18 protein-coding genes are annotated in these 18,573 nt (G+C 43.1%); 3 read left to right on the top strand and 15 right to left on the bottom strand.

Going from position 1 to position 18,573, the window contains the following annotated elements; all coding sequences use genetic code 11:
• Positions 1–373: 373 nt before the first annotated feature.
• The 9 genes from OCV12_RS21875 to OCV12_RS21835 form a co-directional block, all read right to left on the bottom strand.
• Positions 374–526, bottom strand: coding sequence for a YoaH family protein (locus OCV12_RS21875; RefSeq protein ID WP_261886133.1), 153 nt, complete (start codon positions 524–526; stop codon positions 374–376).
• Positions 527–567: 41 nt separating this feature from the next.
• Positions 568–1,710 carry a conjugal transfer protein TraF gene (locus OCV12_RS21870; protein ID WP_261886132.1) on the bottom strand — a complete coding sequence of 381 codons (1,143 nt, stop codon included), beginning with the start codon at positions 1,708–1,710 and terminating at the stop codon, positions 568–570.
• Positions 1,711–1,760: 50 nt separating this feature from the next.
• On the bottom strand, positions 1,761–2,648 hold the full coding sequence (locus OCV12_RS21865) for a DUF2861 family protein (RefSeq protein WP_261886131.1): 888 nt from the start codon (positions 2,646–2,648) through the stop codon (positions 1,761–1,763).
• Positions 2,648–3,307, bottom strand: coding sequence for a response regulator transcription factor VxrB (gene vxrB / locus OCV12_RS21860; RefSeq protein ID WP_017632827.1), 660 nt, complete (start codon positions 3,305–3,307; stop codon positions 2,648–2,650). Before vxrB ends, OCV12_RS21865 begins: the two co-directional genes overlap by 1 nt.
• Entirely contained in the window at positions 3,282–4,754 is a 1,473-nt protein-coding gene (gene vxrA, locus OCV12_RS21855; protein ID WP_261886130.1) for a sensor histidine kinase VxrA, read from the bottom strand. Before vxrA ends, vxrB begins: the two co-directional genes overlap by 26 nt.
• A 282-nt stretch (positions 4,755–5,036) precedes the next feature.
• Positions 5,037–6,434 carry a Re/Si-specific NAD(P)(+) transhydrogenase subunit beta gene (pntB, locus tag OCV12_RS21850; protein WP_017632825.1) on the bottom strand — a complete coding sequence of 466 codons (1,398 nt, stop codon included), beginning with the start codon at positions 6,432–6,434 and terminating at the stop codon, positions 5,037–5,039.
• A 10-nt stretch (positions 6,435–6,444) separates the two neighbouring features.
• Entirely contained in the window at positions 6,445–7,995 is a 1,551-nt protein-coding gene (gene pntA / locus OCV12_RS21845) for a Re/Si-specific NAD(P)(+) transhydrogenase subunit alpha (protein WP_176679671.1), read from the bottom strand.
• A gap of 391 nt (positions 7,996–8,386) precedes the next feature.
• On the bottom strand, positions 8,387–8,668 hold the full coding sequence (locus tag OCV12_RS21840) for an HlyU family transcriptional regulator (protein WP_239846506.1): 282 nt from the start codon (positions 8,666–8,668) through the stop codon (positions 8,387–8,389).
• A 39-nt stretch (positions 8,669–8,707) separates the two neighbouring features.
• Entirely contained in the window at positions 8,708–9,076 is a 369-nt protein-coding gene (locus OCV12_RS21835) for a late competence development ComFB family protein (RefSeq protein ID WP_261886129.1), read from the bottom strand.
• A gap of 414 nt (positions 9,077–9,490) precedes the next feature.
• Here OCV12_RS21835 and OCV12_RS21830 point away from each other — a divergent pair, with 414 nt between their 5' ends.
• Positions 9,491–10,732: a GGDEF domain-containing protein gene (locus OCV12_RS21830; protein ID WP_239846504.1), complete on the top strand. Its 1,242-nt coding sequence runs from the start codon at positions 9,491–9,493 to the stop codon at positions 10,730–10,732.
• A gap of 92 nt (positions 10,733–10,824) precedes the next feature.
• Here OCV12_RS21830 and OCV12_RS21825 read toward each other — a convergent pair whose 3' ends face one another.
• Together OCV12_RS21825 and OCV12_RS21820 are read right to left on the bottom strand one after the other, a co-directional pair.
• Positions 10,825–11,835 carry a Solitary outer membrane autotransporter beta-barrel domain gene (locus tag OCV12_RS21825; protein WP_261886128.1) on the bottom strand — a complete coding sequence of 337 codons (1,011 nt, stop codon included), beginning with the start codon at positions 11,833–11,835 and terminating at the stop codon, positions 10,825–10,827.
• Between the two features lie 77 nt (positions 11,836–11,912).
• A complete protein-coding gene (locus tag OCV12_RS21820) occupies positions 11,913–12,884 on the bottom strand; it encodes a GGDEF domain-containing response regulator (RefSeq protein ID WP_176679666.1) in 972 nt (323 codons plus the stop codon).
• A gap of 131 nt (positions 12,885–13,015) precedes the next feature.
• Here OCV12_RS21820 and OCV12_RS21815 point away from each other — a divergent pair, with 131 nt between their 5' ends.
• On the top strand, positions 13,016–13,453 hold the full coding sequence (locus tag OCV12_RS21815; RefSeq protein ID WP_017632818.1) for a DUF3069 domain-containing protein: 438 nt from the start codon (positions 13,016–13,018) through the stop codon (positions 13,451–13,453).
• 313 nt (positions 13,454–13,766) lie between these two features.
• Here OCV12_RS21815 and modC read toward each other — a convergent pair whose 3' ends face one another.
• The 4 genes from modC to OCV12_RS21795 are packed head-to-tail and all read right to left on the bottom strand — an operon-like array spanning position 13,767 to position 17,850.
• Positions 13,767–14,873 carry a molybdenum ABC transporter ATP-binding protein ModC gene (modC, locus tag OCV12_RS21810; protein WP_261886127.1) on the bottom strand — a complete coding sequence of 369 codons (1,107 nt, stop codon included), beginning with the start codon at positions 14,871–14,873 and terminating at the stop codon, positions 13,767–13,769.
• Entirely contained in the window at positions 14,870–15,568 is a 699-nt protein-coding gene (gene modB / locus OCV12_RS21805; RefSeq protein ID WP_239846500.1) for a molybdate ABC transporter permease subunit, read from the bottom strand. Before modB ends, modC begins: the two co-directional genes overlap by 4 nt.
• Positions 15,569–16,327 (bottom strand): molybdate ABC transporter substrate-binding protein, encoded by a 759-nt coding sequence (modA, locus tag OCV12_RS21800; RefSeq protein ID WP_261886126.1) that lies wholly within the window; start codon positions 16,325–16,327, stop codon positions 15,569–15,571.
• Between the two features lie 50 nt (positions 16,328–16,377).
• Positions 16,378–17,850, bottom strand: a complete 1,473-nt coding sequence (locus OCV12_RS21795) for a cobyric acid synthase (protein WP_261886125.1) — start codon at positions 17,848–17,850, stop codon at positions 16,378–16,380.
• 275 nt (positions 17,851–18,125) lie between these two features.
• On the opposite strand from OCV12_RS21795, the gene OCV12_RS21790 reads away from it, so the two are divergent.
• Positions 18,126–18,521, top strand: a complete 396-nt coding sequence (locus OCV12_RS21790) for a YgiW/YdeI family stress tolerance OB fold protein (RefSeq protein ID WP_261886124.1) — start codon at positions 18,126–18,128, stop codon at positions 18,519–18,521.
• Positions 18,522–18,573 lie beyond the last annotated feature (52 nt).

Raw genomic sequence — 18,573 nt, 5'->3', positions numbered from 1 at the left:
TTAGTTCAAATGCCCAATCATCTACTTACGCACATTCTCCTGAGCATATGCTTTCAAAATCGAAGTCACAGCGTCACTAGATCGAAAAAACGCCATATATTTAACCACTTAGGCATGGTGACATAAATGCTGACACCTAAGGTGACAGTTGTTTTACTTTCAGATCTATTTGTAATTAAATTACAAATGGAAAGCGAGAAAAGCCAACAAAGTGGATTAATCTAATGTAACTAACTGAATAGGCTCAATTTAAGTGTTTTGGATAGGTCAAGATTTAGGGTGGATAATGTATTGGTATGAACGAGATAATATACTAGATAGCAATCCATCTAGTTATAGTGCATTAGGAGGGTAAAAAAGAAGGGCTGATGCCCTACTCTTCTTTTTTACTCATTTCTTCACGAATTTGCTCAGCAACGATTTTGATAGCTTGTGCTGTGCTGATGCCCTGAGTCATCATTTCTTGAATTCGTTCAACAGCTTTCTGTTGTTCTTCGTGAGAAAGGGTTGGTAAGTCGTTTAGCATGCTCTGCTCCTTTGTTTAAGAGCAGAACTATATAAGGACTGTTAGTAACTAGCAAGGAAATTGATAGAAGCGCCCATAGCATTTTCATTCGTGTAGTTAGCACTAATATCTAACTGGAATAAATTAAGCGGAGACAAACCAATACCGGCTGTGACTGTTCCTTCCGAATCCGAATAAGCCAGGTTCTTGTAGTACCCTCCCCTTAGCTTAAGCTGTCGTAGTAGGTCTACTTCAGTACCCACACGAATCATCTGCTCATTATCATCAAAGGACGTGAATTTTTCTGTCTCATTCAAATCGTAATCGACACTTAACGTAAAGTAGTCAGACACTATACCAGCACCAACTGTGTAAACTGGCTCAAGTTGGTAAGTGTATTTACCACCTACAAGGTTACTTTCTGAACCACTCGTTAGTAACTTAGTAGTATCTTTAGTTTCAATATCTCGAGAGATCAAGTTGGTTGCCGCAACACCGACTCGGAATGGCCCGAAGAACCAAAGTGCACCAGCATCTATATTAAAAGCTGTTTCGCCGTCACCATTTTCTCTTACATCAGACAAGTCGTAATCATTAACGGAGGCAACGTAGTTGTAGGTGTAAATACGCTGTATCTTAGGTGTGACACCGAATGAGATATGTTGGCCCATGAAGGTTTGGTATTTGGCTAAAGAAAGGCCAACTTCAGTAACACCGATCGATACTGCTTCTACTGTAGATAGCTCTAGCTGCTGTTGATCTGTTCCTTGAGTATGAACATCAGGAGTAGCAAACGACTCTGTGTAGGCTTTCGCGAAAAGGTTTGCAGCAATAAATTGATTAGGTAAGGCGAATGCGACAACACCCCCCAGTTCAACGTTGGCTTGGTTACCATCAAGTTTTTTTAGAGCAGCATCTATCTCGCCAGGAGTTGTCGCGTCGATAACATTATCGATATTCGATTTCATGTCATCAGGGTCGTTATAGCTACCACCAAAGCTTGGTGTAATCATGCCCATGTCATCGTTACGACGATAGATCGCAACCAATGCTGGATTATAGAATGGAGCGGTTAGGAAGTTTGCAGAAACAACACCAACACCACCCATCGCATCACCACGCGCTTCAATGGCGTAGTTTGCTGCTGAAAGAGGAAGACTGGCGAATGCAATTGACGCTGCGAGTAGTTTAGTAGTTTTTTTCATGCCGTTTATCTTTGTTAGATCCCTTACATAGTTAACGGCACAATTTTAAATTACTTTAACTCTTCTTCGCTAGAAATATCATAAGTTTTACTGATAGTTTGTGCTTGTTCTATCGCTATGTCACCTTGCCAACGCGAATGCACCATTGAAACGGCAAGTACGTAGCGATCATTGGGTAGATCTTCGCCCGTAAGATTCATCGGGTAATCAGATTCGTAACTCTTTCCCCAGACTTCTTCATAGTGTTCGTCGACATAATCGTACAAACCGACTTCAAGTTTAGGAAGTGGACAATAAGGGTTGAGCAGTTCTTTCTTATCGATACGCCACGTGTCTTTAGATGCCCAGCGAACTTGCTGACGCATGGCAACTTCACCAAGAATAACCCAAGTGCTCCAAGAGTTACCGCCATCGCCTTTCACGTTTAAACGATACAGTCCAGAATCGAGCTGAGACGCTAAATTATAGCGCTTCCGATACAAGTTGACTGAGGCATTGTTGACAACTTCGTTTTCTTTGGTGAATTCACTATCAGACGATACAACTTTATCGACCCATTTTTCGAAGGTGATATCTTGAATGTTGTTATCAGATTCGACCTCAATCGCAACACGGAATGTATCTCGCCCCGGGCTTTGAATCACGTGTCTTTTTACAACCACCGAACTGACCCAATCCGGTAATGTCTTTTTGGTGAGGGTTTTACCGCAATCTTTATTCAACGCTTGGTCGAACAATTCATTGAGGTGATCTTCTCGAGACTGAGAAGCATTGATCTGCCAAACTTCCACTAATGAATCAAACATCTGGGACAAATCGTTATCCAGTAGATGTTTGTGTACTTGGGTTAGAGCATCACTGTTCTTAAACCAATCTGCAGCGTGCGCGTTATTGAACGCGCCAGACAGCAATAATAGTGGAAGTAAGGCTTTTTTCATTACGCTTTCATCTTGTAGCCAACGCCACGTAGCGTTTCGATTTCTAGACCCGGCAATTTCTGTCTAAGTTGCAGAACGTGTGTGTCTACTGTACGTGTTGTTGGGAAGTGGTTGTAACCCCATACGTGATCAAGCAGCTCGTCACGAGTGAAAACGCGACCAAGGTTGCTTGCCAAGAACAATAGTAAGTCAAACTCTGTGCGTGTTAGCGTTACTTCTTGTTCGTTGAAAAACACTTCACGAGTTGCTTTATCGATAACAAGATTTTGAGCGATGACTTTTGATGCATCTTGTTCTTCAGCATCTGGTAAGCGAAGTTGAGCACGAATACGAGCAAACAGCTCTGCTTCTGCAAATGGCTTAGTTAGGTAGTCGTTAGCGCCTGAATCTAGGCCCGCTACTTTGTCTTTTACTGTAACTAATGCTGTTAGCAAAATTACAGGGATATCTTTCTTCTTCTTCCAACCAGGAAGTGAATCTACTGAGTCACCATCAGGAAGTTGACGGTCTAGAATAACCAGATCCGCTTGTTCCCAATAGCCTTCAACTTCAGAGATCAGTTCTGCATGCAAACATTCATATCCAGCTTGCTCAAGGCTAACTAATAAACCGTCAGCTAAATTTTTATCATCTTCAACGAGAAGCAATGTCTGTTTCACAAGGTATCTCCAAAATAAATGTTGTTGGGGGGCCGATAAGCGTCATGTGACCGCCCATTTTTCCGACCATAGATTCCACTATCGTCAGGCCTAAACCGAGTCCACTCTTACTAACGAATGGCTTTCTTAGTTGCCCCCAATCTTTGCGGGACAAGTCTCCATTATCTATAACTTTGAATGTCAGCTTCTTGTCAGAAGTATTCAGTTCTAGTATCACTGGTGCGACACCGTATTTAACAGCATTCCTGATCAGGTTATCGATACACGTTCCTAACCAATACACGTTTACTTTTGCAGCAATATCTTTGTTAACACGCAGTTCAATTCCCGGCGCGAAATCTTCTTCAACTTTGTACTGAAGCCACTCTTCGACACTCGGCACCCACTCTGTCGCGAGAGGTTGATTGTCTGACTGCAAATAGTCTTTACTTGCTTCAGCTAACTGTCTTAAACGACGAGTATCTTCACACAATCTACGGAACTCATCATATACCGATTCTGGTAAGTGTTCGAACTCGCGTCTGAACCCTTCAACCGTCAATGATAAACTCGCAATTGGCGTTCTTAATTCGTGCGTTAGGATTTGAAGAACCAACATACGGCTCTTCATCTCTTGTTTCTTACTGTTCCAACGATAAACGGCCCAACCCAACACCAGCATGATGTTGGCGATCACCAAGATAAACATGGCGACTTGCAACAGTTCAGAATGGTCTTCTATTTCCCAACAGACGTTGCCACGTTGAACAAAACAACTATTGCCTTCTGAAGACAAACTAAACGACAACCCTGCAAGCGTGGCGTTTTCGTTCCAGACTGATTCTTTATACAGGTAATATCTGTCGCCGCGTTTTACCCACATTTCGTCCAGTTCAACAAACATGCTCGCACCAGCTAACAGCGCAGTAATGGCTTCGCTATCCATCTGCTGCAAACGAGACAGCAATTCGTCATGTTCGGCGTTTGGTCGCTCCTGAATGTGCATATAGCGCTTCAAAGAATCGAACTTTTCTGGGTACTTCTCAACGTAACGAGCAGCGTAAGAACCACCACCTGGGTGAATCAAACCACTACGACTAAACCAACGGTCTGAAAGCTTGGTGCCTTTACACATCGCACGAGTAAAAACCAAAGGCTCCGTGATCAAAGGGCTTAACGGCAACTTTCCACTACACGTTTTTGATAACTGGTATAAGCGTTGGATGTCTTTTAACGGATACTCTGCCGTTTGTGGCAGCATTGAAGACGGCATGATCAAGCGAGTTGGATAATCAGCCTGAAGCAATCGAATGTCATAAGATTCAACTGCCGTTTCATGATCAAAGAGTTTGGTGAAGTTATCGATACGCTCAGGCAAAGAGTCAGCAAACGCGTTTACTGACACTGACAATGTAGCGATAAGAAGCGTAAATTTTCTTTTGATGATCACAAACCAGCGCAAATTCATATAGATCAATCAAATATATACCATTCGTTATCAAAGATAAATTTTTAACCGCATGAAAAACAGTGAGAATGACGACTATCAGCGGTTAATTCCATGATAATACGGTGGTGCCGTGCATGCGTACTAGTTTATTGATTTAATAACACGTCAATCCAAGGGCGGATCTTTCTTGATGATCTCTTTGCGATTATATGTGAATGATTATCAAAGAATGACTTTCCGCTGATCAAAAAAAGGAGCTCATATGAGCTCCTTCGTTTACAGGTGTTTTTAGAACAAGCCTTATAGGTGCTCTAAAATCCCTAGACAGCTCTGTTTCGCATCGCCAAACAGCATCTGTGTGTTCTCTTTAAAGAACAGTGGGTTTTGAACACCGGCGTAACCTGTGTTCATAGAACGTTTGAACACGATAACATTTTGAGCGTTCCAAACTTCCAGAACTGGCATGCCAGCAATTGGGCTGTTTGGATCTTCAAGTGCTGCAGGGTTCACGGTGTCGTTTGCACCAATAACCAATACAGTATCTGTCTCATCGAAGTCATCGTTGATTTCGTCCATTTCAAGAACGATATCGTAAGGTACTTTTGCTTCAGCAAGCAGTACGTTCATGTGACCCGGTAACCTACCCGCAACTGGGTGGATGCCAAATCGAACATTTACGCCCTGCGCTCTTAGCTTCTCAGTGATTTCGTGCACTGGGTACTGAGCTTGAGCTACTGCCATGCCGTATCCCGGAGTGATGATTACTGACTTAGAGTTCTTAAGCATGTCAGCCACATCTTCAGCTGAAGTTTCACGGTGTTCACCCTGCTCTTCATCGCCATCAGATACTGTGACTTCTTGGCCAAAGCCACCAGCGATAACACTAATGAACGAACGGTTCATCGCCTTACACATAATGTACGACAGGATTGCACCTGACGAACCAACGAGTGCACCGGTTACGATAAGCAAGTCGTTTGCAAGCATGAAACCTGCCGCCGCCGCTGCCCAACCTGAGTACGAGTTCAGCATAGAAACAACCACTGGCATATCTGCGCCACCAATCGATGCCACCAGGTGGTAACCGAAAGCGAACGCGATAAGTGTCATCACCATCAGTGCGAACATGCTGCCGTCTGCTTTCACAAACATAATCATAAGCAGTGTCGAAACAACGATAGCCGCTAGGTTCCACTTGTGCTTGTGAGGAATGTTCAGTGCAGATGAAGAGATAACGCCACGAAGCTTACCAAACGCAACAATCGAACCTGTGAACGTCACAGCACCGATAAACACGCCAAGGAACACTTCCACTAAGTGGATCACGTGCTCTGCATGAATATCAGCAGGGTTAAGTGACACAGCCGCTGGTGGATCGATGTAGCTGTTGTAACCCACAAGTACCGCTGCCATACCTACGAAGCTGTGCAGAATTGCCACCAGCTCAGGCATTTCAGTCATTTCTACTTTTCTTGCGTAGTGGATACCAATACCACCACCGATCACCATTGCGATGATGATCCACACAATACCCGCTGAGTGAGGGCCAAAGATCGTCGCGATCAACGCGATTGCCATACCCGTGATACCGTAATAGTTACCTGCACGTGCAGATTCCTGCTTCGATAATCCAGCCAAGCTCATAATAAAGAATACAGCAGCAACAATATAAGCTGCTTGTACTAATCCTTCAGACATCTGTTACTCCTTAGTCTTTACGGAACATTTCAAGCATACGTTTGGTCACGGTAAAGCCACCAAAGATATTGATACTTGCAATTAAAACGGCAATGAAAGATAGGAAAGTCACGACGCCGCTTCCTTGTCCAATCTGTAATAGCGCACCTACCACAATGATCCCTGAAATCGCATTCGTTACAGACATCAAAGGCGTATGAAGAGAATGGCTAACATTCCAAACTACGTAATAACCCACCACACAAGCGAGAACAAAAACGGTAAAGTGAGATAAGAACGCAGCAGGAGCAACCGACGCTATCCAAGCGAATGCACCAACAGCAACCGCCATACCCGCCGCTTTCTTAATTGGAGAAACAGGTTCTTCAACTTTAGGCTCGGGTTTCGCTGCTTTTGGTTTCGCTTGTTGTTGAGGTTGAGCAGAAACTTGAATTGGGGGAGCTGGCCAGGTGACTTCGCCCTCTTTAACCACTGTAACACCGCGCAGCACAACATCTTCAAAATCGATATTGATGTTGCCGTCTTTCTCTTTGCAAAGCAGTTTCAGTAAGTTAACGAGGTTAGTCGCGTACAGCTGAGAGGATTGAGTCGGTAAACGACCAACCATATCAGTGTAACCAACAACTTTTACGCCATTCGCAGTAGTGATGACTTGATCCGCAACCGTGTATTCACAGTTACCGCCATTCGCAGCCGCCAGATCCACAATCACGCTGCCCGCACTCATGCTATCTACCATCTCTTTGGTAATCAGCTTAGGTGCAGGGCGACCTGGAATCAGTGCCGTTGTAATGATGATATCAACGTCTTTTGCTTGAGCCGCATAGAGCTCTTCCGCTTTCTTGTTGAATGCTTCAGACATCTCTTTCGCATAGCCATCACCAGCGCCGGTATCCTCTTGGAAATCAACTTCCAAGAATTCAGCACCCATCGACTCTACTTGCTCTTTTACTTCAGGACGAACATCGAATGAACGAACAATCGCACCTAAGCTACCTGCTGCACCAATTGCCGCTAGGCCAGCAACACCCGCACCTGCAACCAGTACTTTCGCTGGTGGTACTTTACCTGCCGCTGTAATTTGACCTGTGAAGAATCGACCAAATTCATGCGCCGCTTCAACAACTGCACGATAACCCGCAATGTTTGCCATAGAACTTAATGCATCAAGTGCTTGAGCTCTTGAAATACGAGGCACCGAATCCATCGCCATCACGTTGATGTTACGACTGGACAATTGTTCCATTAATTCTGGGTTTTGAGCAGGCCAAATAAAGCTGACCAATGTTGCGCCATCTTTAAGAAGATCGATTTCATTTTTAGATTCGTCAACGATCGGGGCGTTAACTTTAAAGATAATATCGGATTTCCAAGCTTCATCTGCGCTTACAACTTTTGCACCAGCTTGTTCATAAGCTGAATCTTCAAAACTTGCTAGCGCACCTGCTTGTGATTCAACACAAACTTCAAATCCTAACTTTAGAAGCTGTTCGACCGATTTCGGCGATGCAGCGACTCGCGTTTCACCAGCGAGCGTTTCTCTTGGTACACCTATCAACAAATTAGACTCCTTGTGTATCAATTTGTGATTATTATTCTTACCAAAGACAAATTAAAGAGGTCGTAAGCGCACTTGGCTACACCAATTTGCATAGCGACACTTCAACTATTGGCACAATGACTTATTCGTTTGTATCTAACGACAACTAATACTTCAAGCGTTTTGTTCAAAGAACAGAAAAAGTTATTACTTATAACGATTTGGATGGAATTTGAGCGCTTAATTTCGATAAATGAAGGCCCTCTCGAATAAAGAGGTCAAACCACTTGCCAATAATCCTTTTAATAACAACCGACTAGCTGTTCTTTATCCCTAAAACTAAAAAGAGCTTTCAGCATATACACTGAAAGCTCTCTAAATTATGACCAACATCAATTCTAACCCTAATTGGTTAGCTAAATATGTTGTCGCCCATTTGGTCGATGAACATCTGCGATTTCTTAAGCATCAATTCGTTGGCGTCTTCTTTGTTTGAAACAACATCTGAACGAATAAAACGATGAGTTTTAATTTCACCGTCAATTTCTTTCTCGATTCGCCCAGCAACACGGTATTGACCAGATTCAGCAATGGCATCTTGATAGATATTGAAGCCTTTATATTCGACTGGCTCAATCTCTACTTTTTGTTCGGTTTTTTCTTTGCCACCAAATAATCTAGAAAAGAATCCCACGTTTTTTACTCCTTAAATGACCGTACTGACACTAAACTATCATGACTGTTTACGGTTCAACAATGGCTTTTCATACCATTGCAATTCTACGTCATCATCAAAATTGTGTTGAGTAAATATAACGGGCACATTGTCGTTACGTTCACGTCTTCGATCGTCAATAATCATACTTTCTGCATTTTTGACCGCGATCTCACTATTACGTTTGTAGAGCACCAATTTGTCTTCCGGCAGCGCTGAAAGAAAATCGATATCGAAACGAATATAGATCGGTTTAAGCTGTCCTAAAGCCAGGCACGCAAGATCCGCCAACTGTTCGTTGGTATAACTAGACACATATTCCTCGGTAGCCAACACGTGGCCCACCAGAGTTTCCATATAATTATGTACATCCACACTTATTTGCATACTACACCTCCATTTGTAGCGGTTGTTTATGACCGAGTACTGAACAATGAACAACCTAATCGCAAAACTCACTGTAACTTCGTTATAAACCTTACTCGAACTTCATTACAGATTTACATTTCTTGCTTGCTTGCTTGCTTGCTTGCTTGCTGCTCAGCATGTAACCATTAAGTACAAACCACCTAGGTTTTGTTAAGTATCTATAACGACTAATTAATTTCTCATATATACTGTGTAGTTCGTTCTATGGTTAATAGCAACTCAAATACATATAAAAATGGTTGCACCAATAGCGACCTATGGCTATGTTTTTACTCTCATTTAAGCAAAATGCTTGGCAATCGCTTGTTTAACCGTATCCTACGTATAGTATTAATTAATAAGATCATCATTATAGTTAGGCTCACCACATAAATGGCATCATCTTTTGTAACGTCGAGCATGTTTCGATTTTGCTTCCCTTTACTCCTTCTAGCAATTTTACTTGCAGGTATGAACAACGTCATTCTTGTGACGGATTCAAACTTAGGGTTTGCTAGCAACCTCCCATATATTTTATTGAGCGTTGCGGTTTTACTGTGCCACACATTTAAACAAGGTCGAATGGCTATGGTGTCTGTCACCATGCTGCTCGCTTACCTGATCATCCAAGTTCGCTTACAAACACCTCTCAATACTGGCACAACACTATTAGAGCTCTCGTTGCTTGCAGCTCTAGTACCTGTCACTTGTTTACTGGTCTACGCCTTCCCTGATAACGGCGTTAATTCAAAGTCGATGTTTCTATATGCCTTGGTTCTTGTTCTATTTATGGTTTGGGCGCAACTGATCGTGTCTCACTTCCATGCCGGAGGTTTTGAATCATGGAGTGAAGGGATTCTGTTCATTGTCAGAGATTTCTCAAAACTGCCCTTCGTATTGGTTCTCTATAGCCTTTGCTTGCTTGGTTTAACTTCAATTTTGGTTCTGGTGTACAACCGAGCGATTGATGTGGTGGTCTACAGCGCTATTTTACTCGCGTCATGTACATTCATCTTTTTTGACGTGCAGTACATCTCAAGCACTATGTTTTCTCTGTCAGGAACCTTGATTATTATCTACGTGATGTCTGCAAGCCACGACATGGCCTTTAATGACCAACTGACTAACATCCCTGGCCGTCATGCTCTAGAAGTGGATATGAAGCACTTAGGGCGTAAGTACTCAATGGCGATGGTCGATATCGATCACTTCAAGAAATTTAACGATACCTACGGACACGACATTGGCGACGATGTATTGAAGCTAGTCGCTCGTATATTGAGAGAAACAACTGGTGGTGCAAAAGCTTATCGCTATGGTGGTGAAGAGTTCACGATCATTTTCAAAGGTAAGCACACCGAGCAAGTAAAAGAGCATCTGCAAGTTTTGATTTCTGAGATTCAGAATTACGATATGATCATTCGTAACACAAACGACCGCCCTGATGACCATGAAGTAGGAATGAAAAAACGTGGCAAGAATGGCAAGCCAAATGAAGTGGTGAATGTGACTATCAGTATTGGACTGTCTGATAGTACAACCACCAGACACCCTGAAGAAGTATTGAAGCTTGCCGATAACGCGCTCTACAAAGCGAAAGAAACCGGACGAAACAAACTGTGCGTTAATAGTTAACGTCATAGTTAAAAGATCGAGTCACTATAACGCCAAACTATTTATTGTAAGGCAGCCTACGCTTGGTGGAGTTGGTGGTACTTGGTCAGTGTTTAATCTTGGTTAAAGAAGATCACCAAGCTACCGCCTTTCAAACTGCTTCCGTAATTGATGGTAAAGCCAATGCCCACATTATCGACCCATTCGTTAAATAGGTTTGGGTTAAGCAGCCAGCCTACACTGCCCTCGTAATACGACGTTGTACCCATAGGCACGACGGTATCACCACCAATATCAATTCTCTTGATGCTCGAATACATGGACGTAATGTTCTTATCCCAACGAACTAAGTCATAAAATATCTTCGCTTCATTGGCGATGTACCAACCTTCTGGGTGGCCTACATTACCGTTATTGGCGTCTCCCCAACCGAGACCGTTGAAATAATGCCAACTCGTACTGAGTTTATATTTGCCCCAGTTATTCTTGTCTTCATAGATCAATTTAATCTTAGGTTCTACTATGTAAGCCCAAGCGTCAGTATTGAGATAAACCCCATCAATCGCATCTACCAAAGGCTGGGGTACATTACCGCGATAATCGTATTCATTGCGATAATATGAGATGTGATTGCCAATACTAGAATGAAAGCTCCAGTATTCATCTAATTGGGCGACATTCGAAAACTCAACATACCCCGAAATGACTGTCTCTTTTTGAAAATCAGACACGGACGCTGATGAATAATTGACTTCATTCTCTGTGCGCAATGCAGACAGACGCAGCGTCACCTCTTGGTGGTTATCTTCAATAGTGGCGGGTAATTTGAAAGTATAAGGTAGGCTGAGAGAGGCCATATTTTGTCTTCTGCTTACCGAATCACTCGAACCAATCTCTTCATTGTCTAAGCGAAATACTTCGTTTGGGTCAAAGTTATTGATACCAAAGGTAAATACATCGGTGTCGTTAAGAAGCACGCTGGTTGCAAAATTTCGCTCAATCTCCTTGCGAATGAGATCAGATATCTCATTTGCAGAAGCAATACTGGGAACAGATAAACAGAGTACAGGGACAACCAGTGTCCAACATGAATGAGCCAAAGAAAATGGCTTTGAATGTGGCATTTCTCTTATCACTAAAGTACTTCCTAGCTCAAACGCTAATAGAAGTATAAATTCAAATTTCTAAAAGAGCTCGCTAACTAACGAGCAAGCTCCAAAATGTTGCGTTGTATGAAGGTGTTTCTGCCACTTTGCTTTGCTTGGTAAAGCGCTTGGTCGACCTTTTCGTATATAGAAGCGATGGATTCATCACCTTCAGGTACAAATGAGAGTACGCCTTGTGACGCTGTCACTCTATCTGATACGGTTGAGTGGTCATGGGCATAATTCATTTCATGCAACGCTTCTTTTACTCGAGTCGCGTGTAATTTAGCGGCTTCGCTGTCCGTGTCGCTTAAGATCAAAACAAACTCTTCACCACCGTAGCGGCCAACAAACTCTCCCGCACGAACGAACAGCTGTTTCAAGGTATTGGCAAGCCCTTGTAAGCACTTATCCCCTTGAATGTGGCCGTAATTATCGTTGTAAGGTTTAAAGAAGTCTACATCTAGAAGTATGACAGTCATGGATATATTACGTCTTCCGTGCCACGCAATGCTCTCTTCAAGCTTAGTATCCATATATCGACGGTTGTATAATTTGGTTAAGCCGTCTTCGTTGGCTTGTTGTTGTAGGAGTATATTGAGTTCTTCGAGTTTCGCGGTACTTTGTTTTAACTCACGCCTCATGTGCGCGATACGTTGCATCGCAATCAACTTAGAATTGAGAACCACTTTGTTTACCGGCTTGATAAGGTAATCATCACCACCAGCATCAATCGCTTTAGCGATCATTTCTGGTTCTTCGTGGCCACTCAAGAAGATGATAGGCACCCACTCTGGGAATTGTCGACGAACCTCATTAGCGACCTCAAAACCATCCATGTCTGGCATGCTGATATCAAGTAAAACAAGTTCAGGATCAAAATCAGAATAGACGTTCAGGGCTTCTTTTCCGCTACCGACAGCTTCCACAATATGACCCAGCTGCTTGAGTCGAATAGCAAGTTGCATCCTGTCTAGTTGAACATCATCAACCAGCAATATGCGCATCGAAGATCCCTTTTCTATCATCACATCACCTTTATCTAGTGTTGAATATTCAAAGTAGCTCAAATTTGGGCTTAAATCATGCCCTAATCTCTATATTATATTGACTTTTTTACAGATCTTTTTAGCATTGTTTCTTTTTAAAGAGAAATACTATGTCAGACGCTACAAACAACGAAGTACAAGAAATCGATTTAACCACTATCTCGCCAGAGCTTCGCCAAGTTATCGAATTTGATGAAGTGCCTAAAGAGATGCACAACATGGTTACTTCAATTCATGAGGTGTCTGAAGAAGCAGTTCGTGAAACTTGGAGCAGCCTTCCAGCAAGCGCACAAAATGTTTTGGACAACTTCGAGCAATTCCACGCTCTAATCTCTGTTAGCCAAGCTTTTGCTGGTGTAAACATGATGGAAGAGTTCCCTACTCTTAAACTTCCAGAAGGCATGACTGACGAAGAAAAAGAAGAGTACCGAGCTCAACTGCTAGACCAAATTTTACATAACTGTGTAAAAGACATGGCTAAGCAAATCAAGAAAGCTCGTCGTGATGCTATCTTGAAGCGTGATTTTAAAGAAGTTTTTACTAAGTAAATCGCCAAGCGCCTAACTTTAGGCTAGCGCCAACTGTAATACTGATGACTAAGCCGCTTGTTGCTTCAACAAGCGGCTTTTTTGTACCTGTTGCTTTCTCTAGTCTCGTCACTTATCTGTTTACTCGTCGATGTGTCATCTCGTTAAGTCATTACGCAAACAATATGACTTTGCACTCATACAGTGTGGCTCAAAACTGGCAGTTATACCGTATAAAAATGACGCATGTCTCCATTCATGGAATCAAGATCGTATTTTCAGAACCTAGAATCGGCAGTATAACGACAATATCGAAAAACTGACCTTGTCAGATTTAATGTGTCACCGCGATATCTCGTTGAGCAACACTCACACCTTTGATCTGCGCATAAACGCGTTGGCCAATTTCTAGATTAAGTTCATCTAATGCCCACAAGGTAATGGTTGCCCATAAGTAACATCCAGGCTCCAACTCTAATTCAACGGCAACACTCTGCTTGTTTGTGCCCTGCTGGTGAGTCTCTACGCTTTTAATGGTCACAGGAAGGATGTTACGTATTGATGTGCCTTGCGGCTGTTCTAGCGCGACTGAGACATCATTTGCCCTAACTTGCAGCCTAACTGTCGCACCAATCTCACTCGATACCTTCTGAACCCATAACGACGTCGATCTTCCAAGCGTTAAGCGAGACAGCGCATAATCATCATTGTGCTCCGCGAGAGTCGCTTCAAACAACGAGCTTTGTTCAGAGAAAGATTGCCAAGGCTGCATGGCTCTTGATGCCCATACTTCTTCCGTGACACCCGAAGATATCACTTTGCCTTGATCGATAATCACCAAGTGATTCGCCAAACGTAAGATCTCGTTGAGACTATGCGTGACATAGATAATTGGGATTTGCACCGTTTCGGATAAGTTCTCCAAAAACGGCATCACTTCACGCTTACGAGGTAAGTCGAGAGAGGCTAAAGGCTCATCCATCAACAGAATACTCGGCTTAGACAACAAAGCACGGCCTATCGCTACACGTTGCTTCTCTCCACCTGACAAACGAGCCGGATAACGATCAAGTAATGAGCCCAAAGACAACAATGACACGATTTGCTCAAAATGCGCTTTATCAACGCCTTTCATTCCGTATTTGAGATTCGCTGACACCTTCATGTGTGGGAACAATCGAGACTCTTGGAACACATAACCCACATTGCGTTTATGCGTCGGCAAGTTAATGCCCTTGCCACTATCAAATAAGGTGGTCTCTGATACGCTGATCAACCCTTTATCTGGCTGTTTAAGGCCACTAATCGCATTAATAAGTGATGTTTTACCCGCACCAGAACGACCAAAAATAGCCGTAATGCCACTACTTGGTAGTTCTAAGTCGATATCGAAGAAAGTTTCGCCAAGTTGTTGTTGGTATTGGAGGATCAAAGCACTCATGCATTACCTCCTAGTCGTTGTGCCGACTTCTTATTGAGCCATTCAGAGAGCATCAATGAACCTAGCGCTATCACAATAGAAATCACACACAAACGTGCTGCTTCCATCTCTGCACCAGGAGTTTCAATAAAGGTGTACATAGCCAAAGGAATGGTTTGAGTTTCACCGGGGATATTTGAAACGAAACTGATTGTCGCGCCAAACTCACCCAAGCTTCGTGCGAAAGAAAGCATGGTGCCAGTAATGATCCCAGGGATCATAAGAGGCAATGTAATTGTGAAGAACACGCGAATAGGTGACGCCCCCAATGTGGCTGCCGCTTCTTCCAGTTTGCTGTCGACTGTTTCTAAGCTAAGTCGGATCGAGCGAACCATCAGTGGCAACGCGACAACAACACACGCCAATGCCGCTCCCTTCCAACTGAAGCTGAATACAATACCAAACACCTCATTAAGCCAAGAGCCAATGATGCCTTGTCTCCCCATCATCACCAGCAACAAATAACCAATGACCACTGGAGGAAGCACCAAAGGCAAATGCACGATGCTCTCTACAATACTTTTGCCGACAAATTGTTTCTTAGCAAGCAACCACGCTAAACCAATGCCGATAGGAATCAACCATAAGATGGCAAACCCAGCGACTTTCAAGCTCAGCATTAAGGCTTGGTATTCGTATTCCGATAAGTAACTCATTTAGCGCACTTCAAATCCAAAACTGTTCAAGATGTCCTTCGCTTTTTCTGTGTCTAGGAAAGTATAGAACTCTTCTGCAATCACTTTGTCGCTCATTTTCGCTACAGGGTAACGTATTGGGGTGTGCAAATCAGACGGGAACGTCTTAACTAGATTCACTTCTTTAGAGAGCAACGCATCGGTTTTGTAGACAATTCCGAGTTTGGCTTCACTGCGTTCGACTAAAGCCAATGCCATACGAACATTGTTACTTGGTGCCAATCGACTGCTCACATCATTCCATACACCTAACGTTTCTAATGCTTCTTTCGCATAGATACCCGCAGGAACAGACATTGTGTTACCTACTGCAAGTCTTTCATTCGTCAACAGTTTAGTCCATTGCTCCCCCTGTGAGAGATCCAACGATACCGAAGAATCTTTAGGGGCAATCAGCACAAGTTCGTTCTCACACAAATTAGTGACATTGTCACTAGATACGTATTTTCGGTCGACTAAATGCGTCATCCATTTTTCATTGGCTGAGATAAAAATGTCTGCTGGTGCCCCTCTTTCAATCTGTCTCACCAAAGATGATGTACTGGCATACACAGGAATAACATCAACCGTATGGTTCTTTTCAAACTCTTCAACCAATAGGTTAACCGCGTTGGTCATAGACGATGCAGCGTAAACTCGTAGCTTTTCTGCCGCTAGAAGATGAGTCGAGCTCAACGAAGCCGTTAATGCTAAGGTGACAAGGGTGACTAGCTTTTTCATTGTTCTCACTTATCTATTGTTCGTTTGATTTCTTAACCGATATTTCCAGTTCAAACCTTGGCTTTAAGCTCAGGCCAAAGCAAATCAAGATTTAAGTGCTCTTCGATAGCATCAGCGATTCGATTAATACCCAACTCTTTAAGTTGTTCATGGTCAATCGCTGTTACATCACTGGCTCCTGCCCATTCGCAGATCAAAGATAACGCATCACTGTTATCAAATACGCCATGCAGGTAAGTACCAAAAATAGAGTCATTTTGATTTACCGCGCCATCAAGGCTGCCTGATTCTAACTGAACCGGTAAAGCCGTTTCATTGACATCAGTCCTACCTACGTGAATTTCATAACCTTTTACTTGCGCTGTTTTTCCATCTAGCGTCATGGTGCCGCGCACGTTAGTTAAGGTTTTCTGCTGCGTTAAGGTCGTTTCAGTATCAAGATACCCTAACCCTTCACTACTGCCAGGTTCGCCCTCGACACCATCGGGATCGTGAATGATATTTCCTAGCATTTGGTAACCACCACAAATGCCCATTACTTTGCCACCTAAACGTAAGTGACGTTGAATATCTTTATCCCAACCTTGCTTTTTTAGGTAATCCAAATCGGCTCTTACTGACTTTGTACCCGGTAGGATGATCAAATCCGCGTTGTTAACACGCTCGCCTTTGCCAACGTAACGTAAATCAATCGAAGGATTGAGCCTTAGTGCATCAAAGTCCGTGTGATTGCTGATTCTAGTTAGCACTGGAACCACGACCTTAAGCTTAGCTTCTCCGTCAGACTCTTGAGCAGAGGTAATGGCATCCTCCGCTTCTAAGTTAAAGCCATGCAGGTACGGCAATACACCAATCACAGGTTTGCCAGTTTTCTCTTCCAACCAATCGAGACCCGATTGAAGCAACGCGATATCGCCTCTAAAACGATTTATGACAAAGCCTTTAACGCGAGCTTGTTCAGATTCAGATAATAGTGCCAATGTGCCGTAGAGATGCGCGAACACGCCGCCACGGTCGATATCAGCCACGATGATGACTGGGATATCCGCTTTCTCAGCAAATCCCATGTTGGCGATATCATTTTCACGTAGATTGATTTCAGCTGGGCTGCCCGCGCCTTCAATCATCACACTTTCATATTCAGCAGAAAGTCGATCAAATGAATCGATTACCGTATTCATCGCGACTTTCTTGTAATCGTGATAACCCGTCGCTTCCATATTACTCAGCGCGCGGCCTTGCAGAATTACTTGTGCACCCGTATCTGAGTTTGGTTTCAGCAATACAGGATTCATGTGAACCGACGGTTCAATATTACAAGCTTGTGCCTGAACCGCTTGAGCACGACCAATTTCACCACCATCTTTTGTCACTGCACTGTTTAAAGCCATGTTTTGTGGCTTAAACGGTGCCACTTTGATGCCTTTTCTGGCCAATACACGGCATAAACCTGCCACCAAAACACTTTTTCCGGCATCTGACGTTGTCCCTTGAACCATAAGGGCGCTTAATGGTGCTCGCATTCGTACTTCAATCCTTAATGTTTTATTCAATTTATAGCGATAGGCAATCTTTCACTTCCACCATCTTAACGCCATTGCCGAGTAGATGCTCAATAAAATGAATGGAAAATGAATACCTTACTCACTCTGGATTCAACCCTAGTGTTGTTTAATAGCTCCATCGAAACGCAGCTTACAAACGAAAATAAGCGCATCTACAAAAAACTTACTAACGAAAAGAAATGTTTCAAATTCAGAACAACGTTTCTACTAAAAACAACATTAAGGGATTCATCATGAAAAAAACTGTATTAGCTATCGCAACCACTATTATTCTTGCTCCTACTTTCGCAATGGCTGGTGACCACCGTAACAACACAAACAGTAACAGCAACAAGCACGAGAGCCCTATTGCTTACACTGGACCAATTGAAACCGTATCTGTTGCGACACTACTTGCAGACACAAGCATGTTCTCAGAGCAGGACGCGATTGTAGACGGCAAGATTGTTCGTCAACTTAAGAATGACACGTTTATCTTCTCTGACGGCCAGAGCGAAATTCAAATCGAGCTAGATGACGATATCCATCTAGCACAACCGCTAACGGCAGATACTAAAGTACGTATCTTCGGTGAGTACGAAGGTGGTAAAACACCAGAGATCGAAGTTGACCACATCCAAGTGTTGTAAGCTTCAAAACTCAAAGATCTCGCTTTAAATAACGAGCTCCAATAAATTGGCC

The organism is Vibrio pomeroyi, assembly GCF_024347595.1.
GTDB classification, from domain to species: domain Bacteria; phylum Pseudomonadota; class Gammaproteobacteria; order Enterobacterales; family Vibrionaceae; genus Vibrio; species Vibrio pomeroyi.
This window is presented reverse-complemented; position numbering and strand designations above follow the sequence as displayed.

What these genes read in the sequence shown, in the direction of transcription:
- OCV12_RS21875 (WP_261886133.1), bottom strand. Translation starts at nt 526, where the DNA reads ATGCTAAACGACTTACCAACCCTTTCTCACGAAGAACAACAGAAAGCT.
- OCV12_RS21870 (WP_261886132.1), bottom strand. Translation starts at nt 1,710, where the DNA reads ATGAAAAAAACTACTAAACTACTCGCAGCGTCAATTGCATTCGCCAGT.
- OCV12_RS21865 (WP_261886131.1), bottom strand. Translation starts at nt 2,648, where the DNA reads ATGAAAAAAGCCTTACTTCCACTATTATTGCTGTCTGGCGCGTTCAAT.
- vxrA (WP_261886130.1), bottom strand. Translation starts at nt 4,754, where the DNA reads ATGAATTTGCGCTGGTTTGTGATCATCAAAAGAAAATTTACGCTTCTT.
- pntB (WP_017632825.1), bottom strand. Translation starts at nt 6,434, where the DNA reads ATGTCTGAAGGATTAGTACAAGCAGCTTATATTGTTGCTGCTGTATTC.
- OCV12_RS21835 (WP_261886129.1), bottom strand. Translation starts at nt 9,076, where the DNA reads ATGCAAATAAGTGTGGATGTACATAATTATATGGAAACTCTGGTGGGC.
- OCV12_RS21830 (WP_239846504.1), top strand. Translation starts at nt 9,491, where the DNA reads ATGGCATCATCTTTTGTAACGTCGAGCATGTTTCGATTTTGCTTCCCT.
- OCV12_RS21825 (WP_261886128.1), bottom strand. Translation starts at nt 11,835, where the DNA reads ATGCCACATTCAAAGCCATTTTCTTTGGCTCATTCATGTTGGACACTG.
- OCV12_RS21820 (WP_176679666.1), bottom strand. Translation starts at nt 12,884, where the DNA reads ATGATAGAAAAGGGATCTTCGATGCGCATATTGCTGGTTGATGATGTT.
- OCV12_RS21815 (WP_017632818.1), top strand. Translation starts at nt 13,016, where the DNA reads ATGTCAGACGCTACAAACAACGAAGTACAAGAAATCGATTTAACCACT.
- modC (WP_261886127.1), bottom strand. Translation starts at nt 14,873, where the DNA reads ATGAGTGCTTTGATCCTCCAATACCAACAACAACTTGGCGAAACTTTC.
- modB (WP_239846500.1), bottom strand. Translation starts at nt 15,568, where the DNA reads ATGAGTTACTTATCGGAATACGAATACCAAGCCTTAATGCTGAGCTTG.
- modA (WP_261886126.1), bottom strand. Translation starts at nt 16,327, where the DNA reads ATGAAAAAGCTAGTCACCCTTGTCACCTTAGCATTAACGGCTTCGTTG.
- OCV12_RS21795 (WP_261886125.1), bottom strand. Translation starts at nt 17,850, where the DNA reads ATGCGAGCACCATTAAGCGCCCTTATGGTTCAAGGGACAACGTCAGAT.
- OCV12_RS21790 (WP_261886124.1), top strand. Translation starts at nt 18,126, where the DNA reads ATGAAAAAAACTGTATTAGCTATCGCAACCACTATTATTCTTGCTCCT.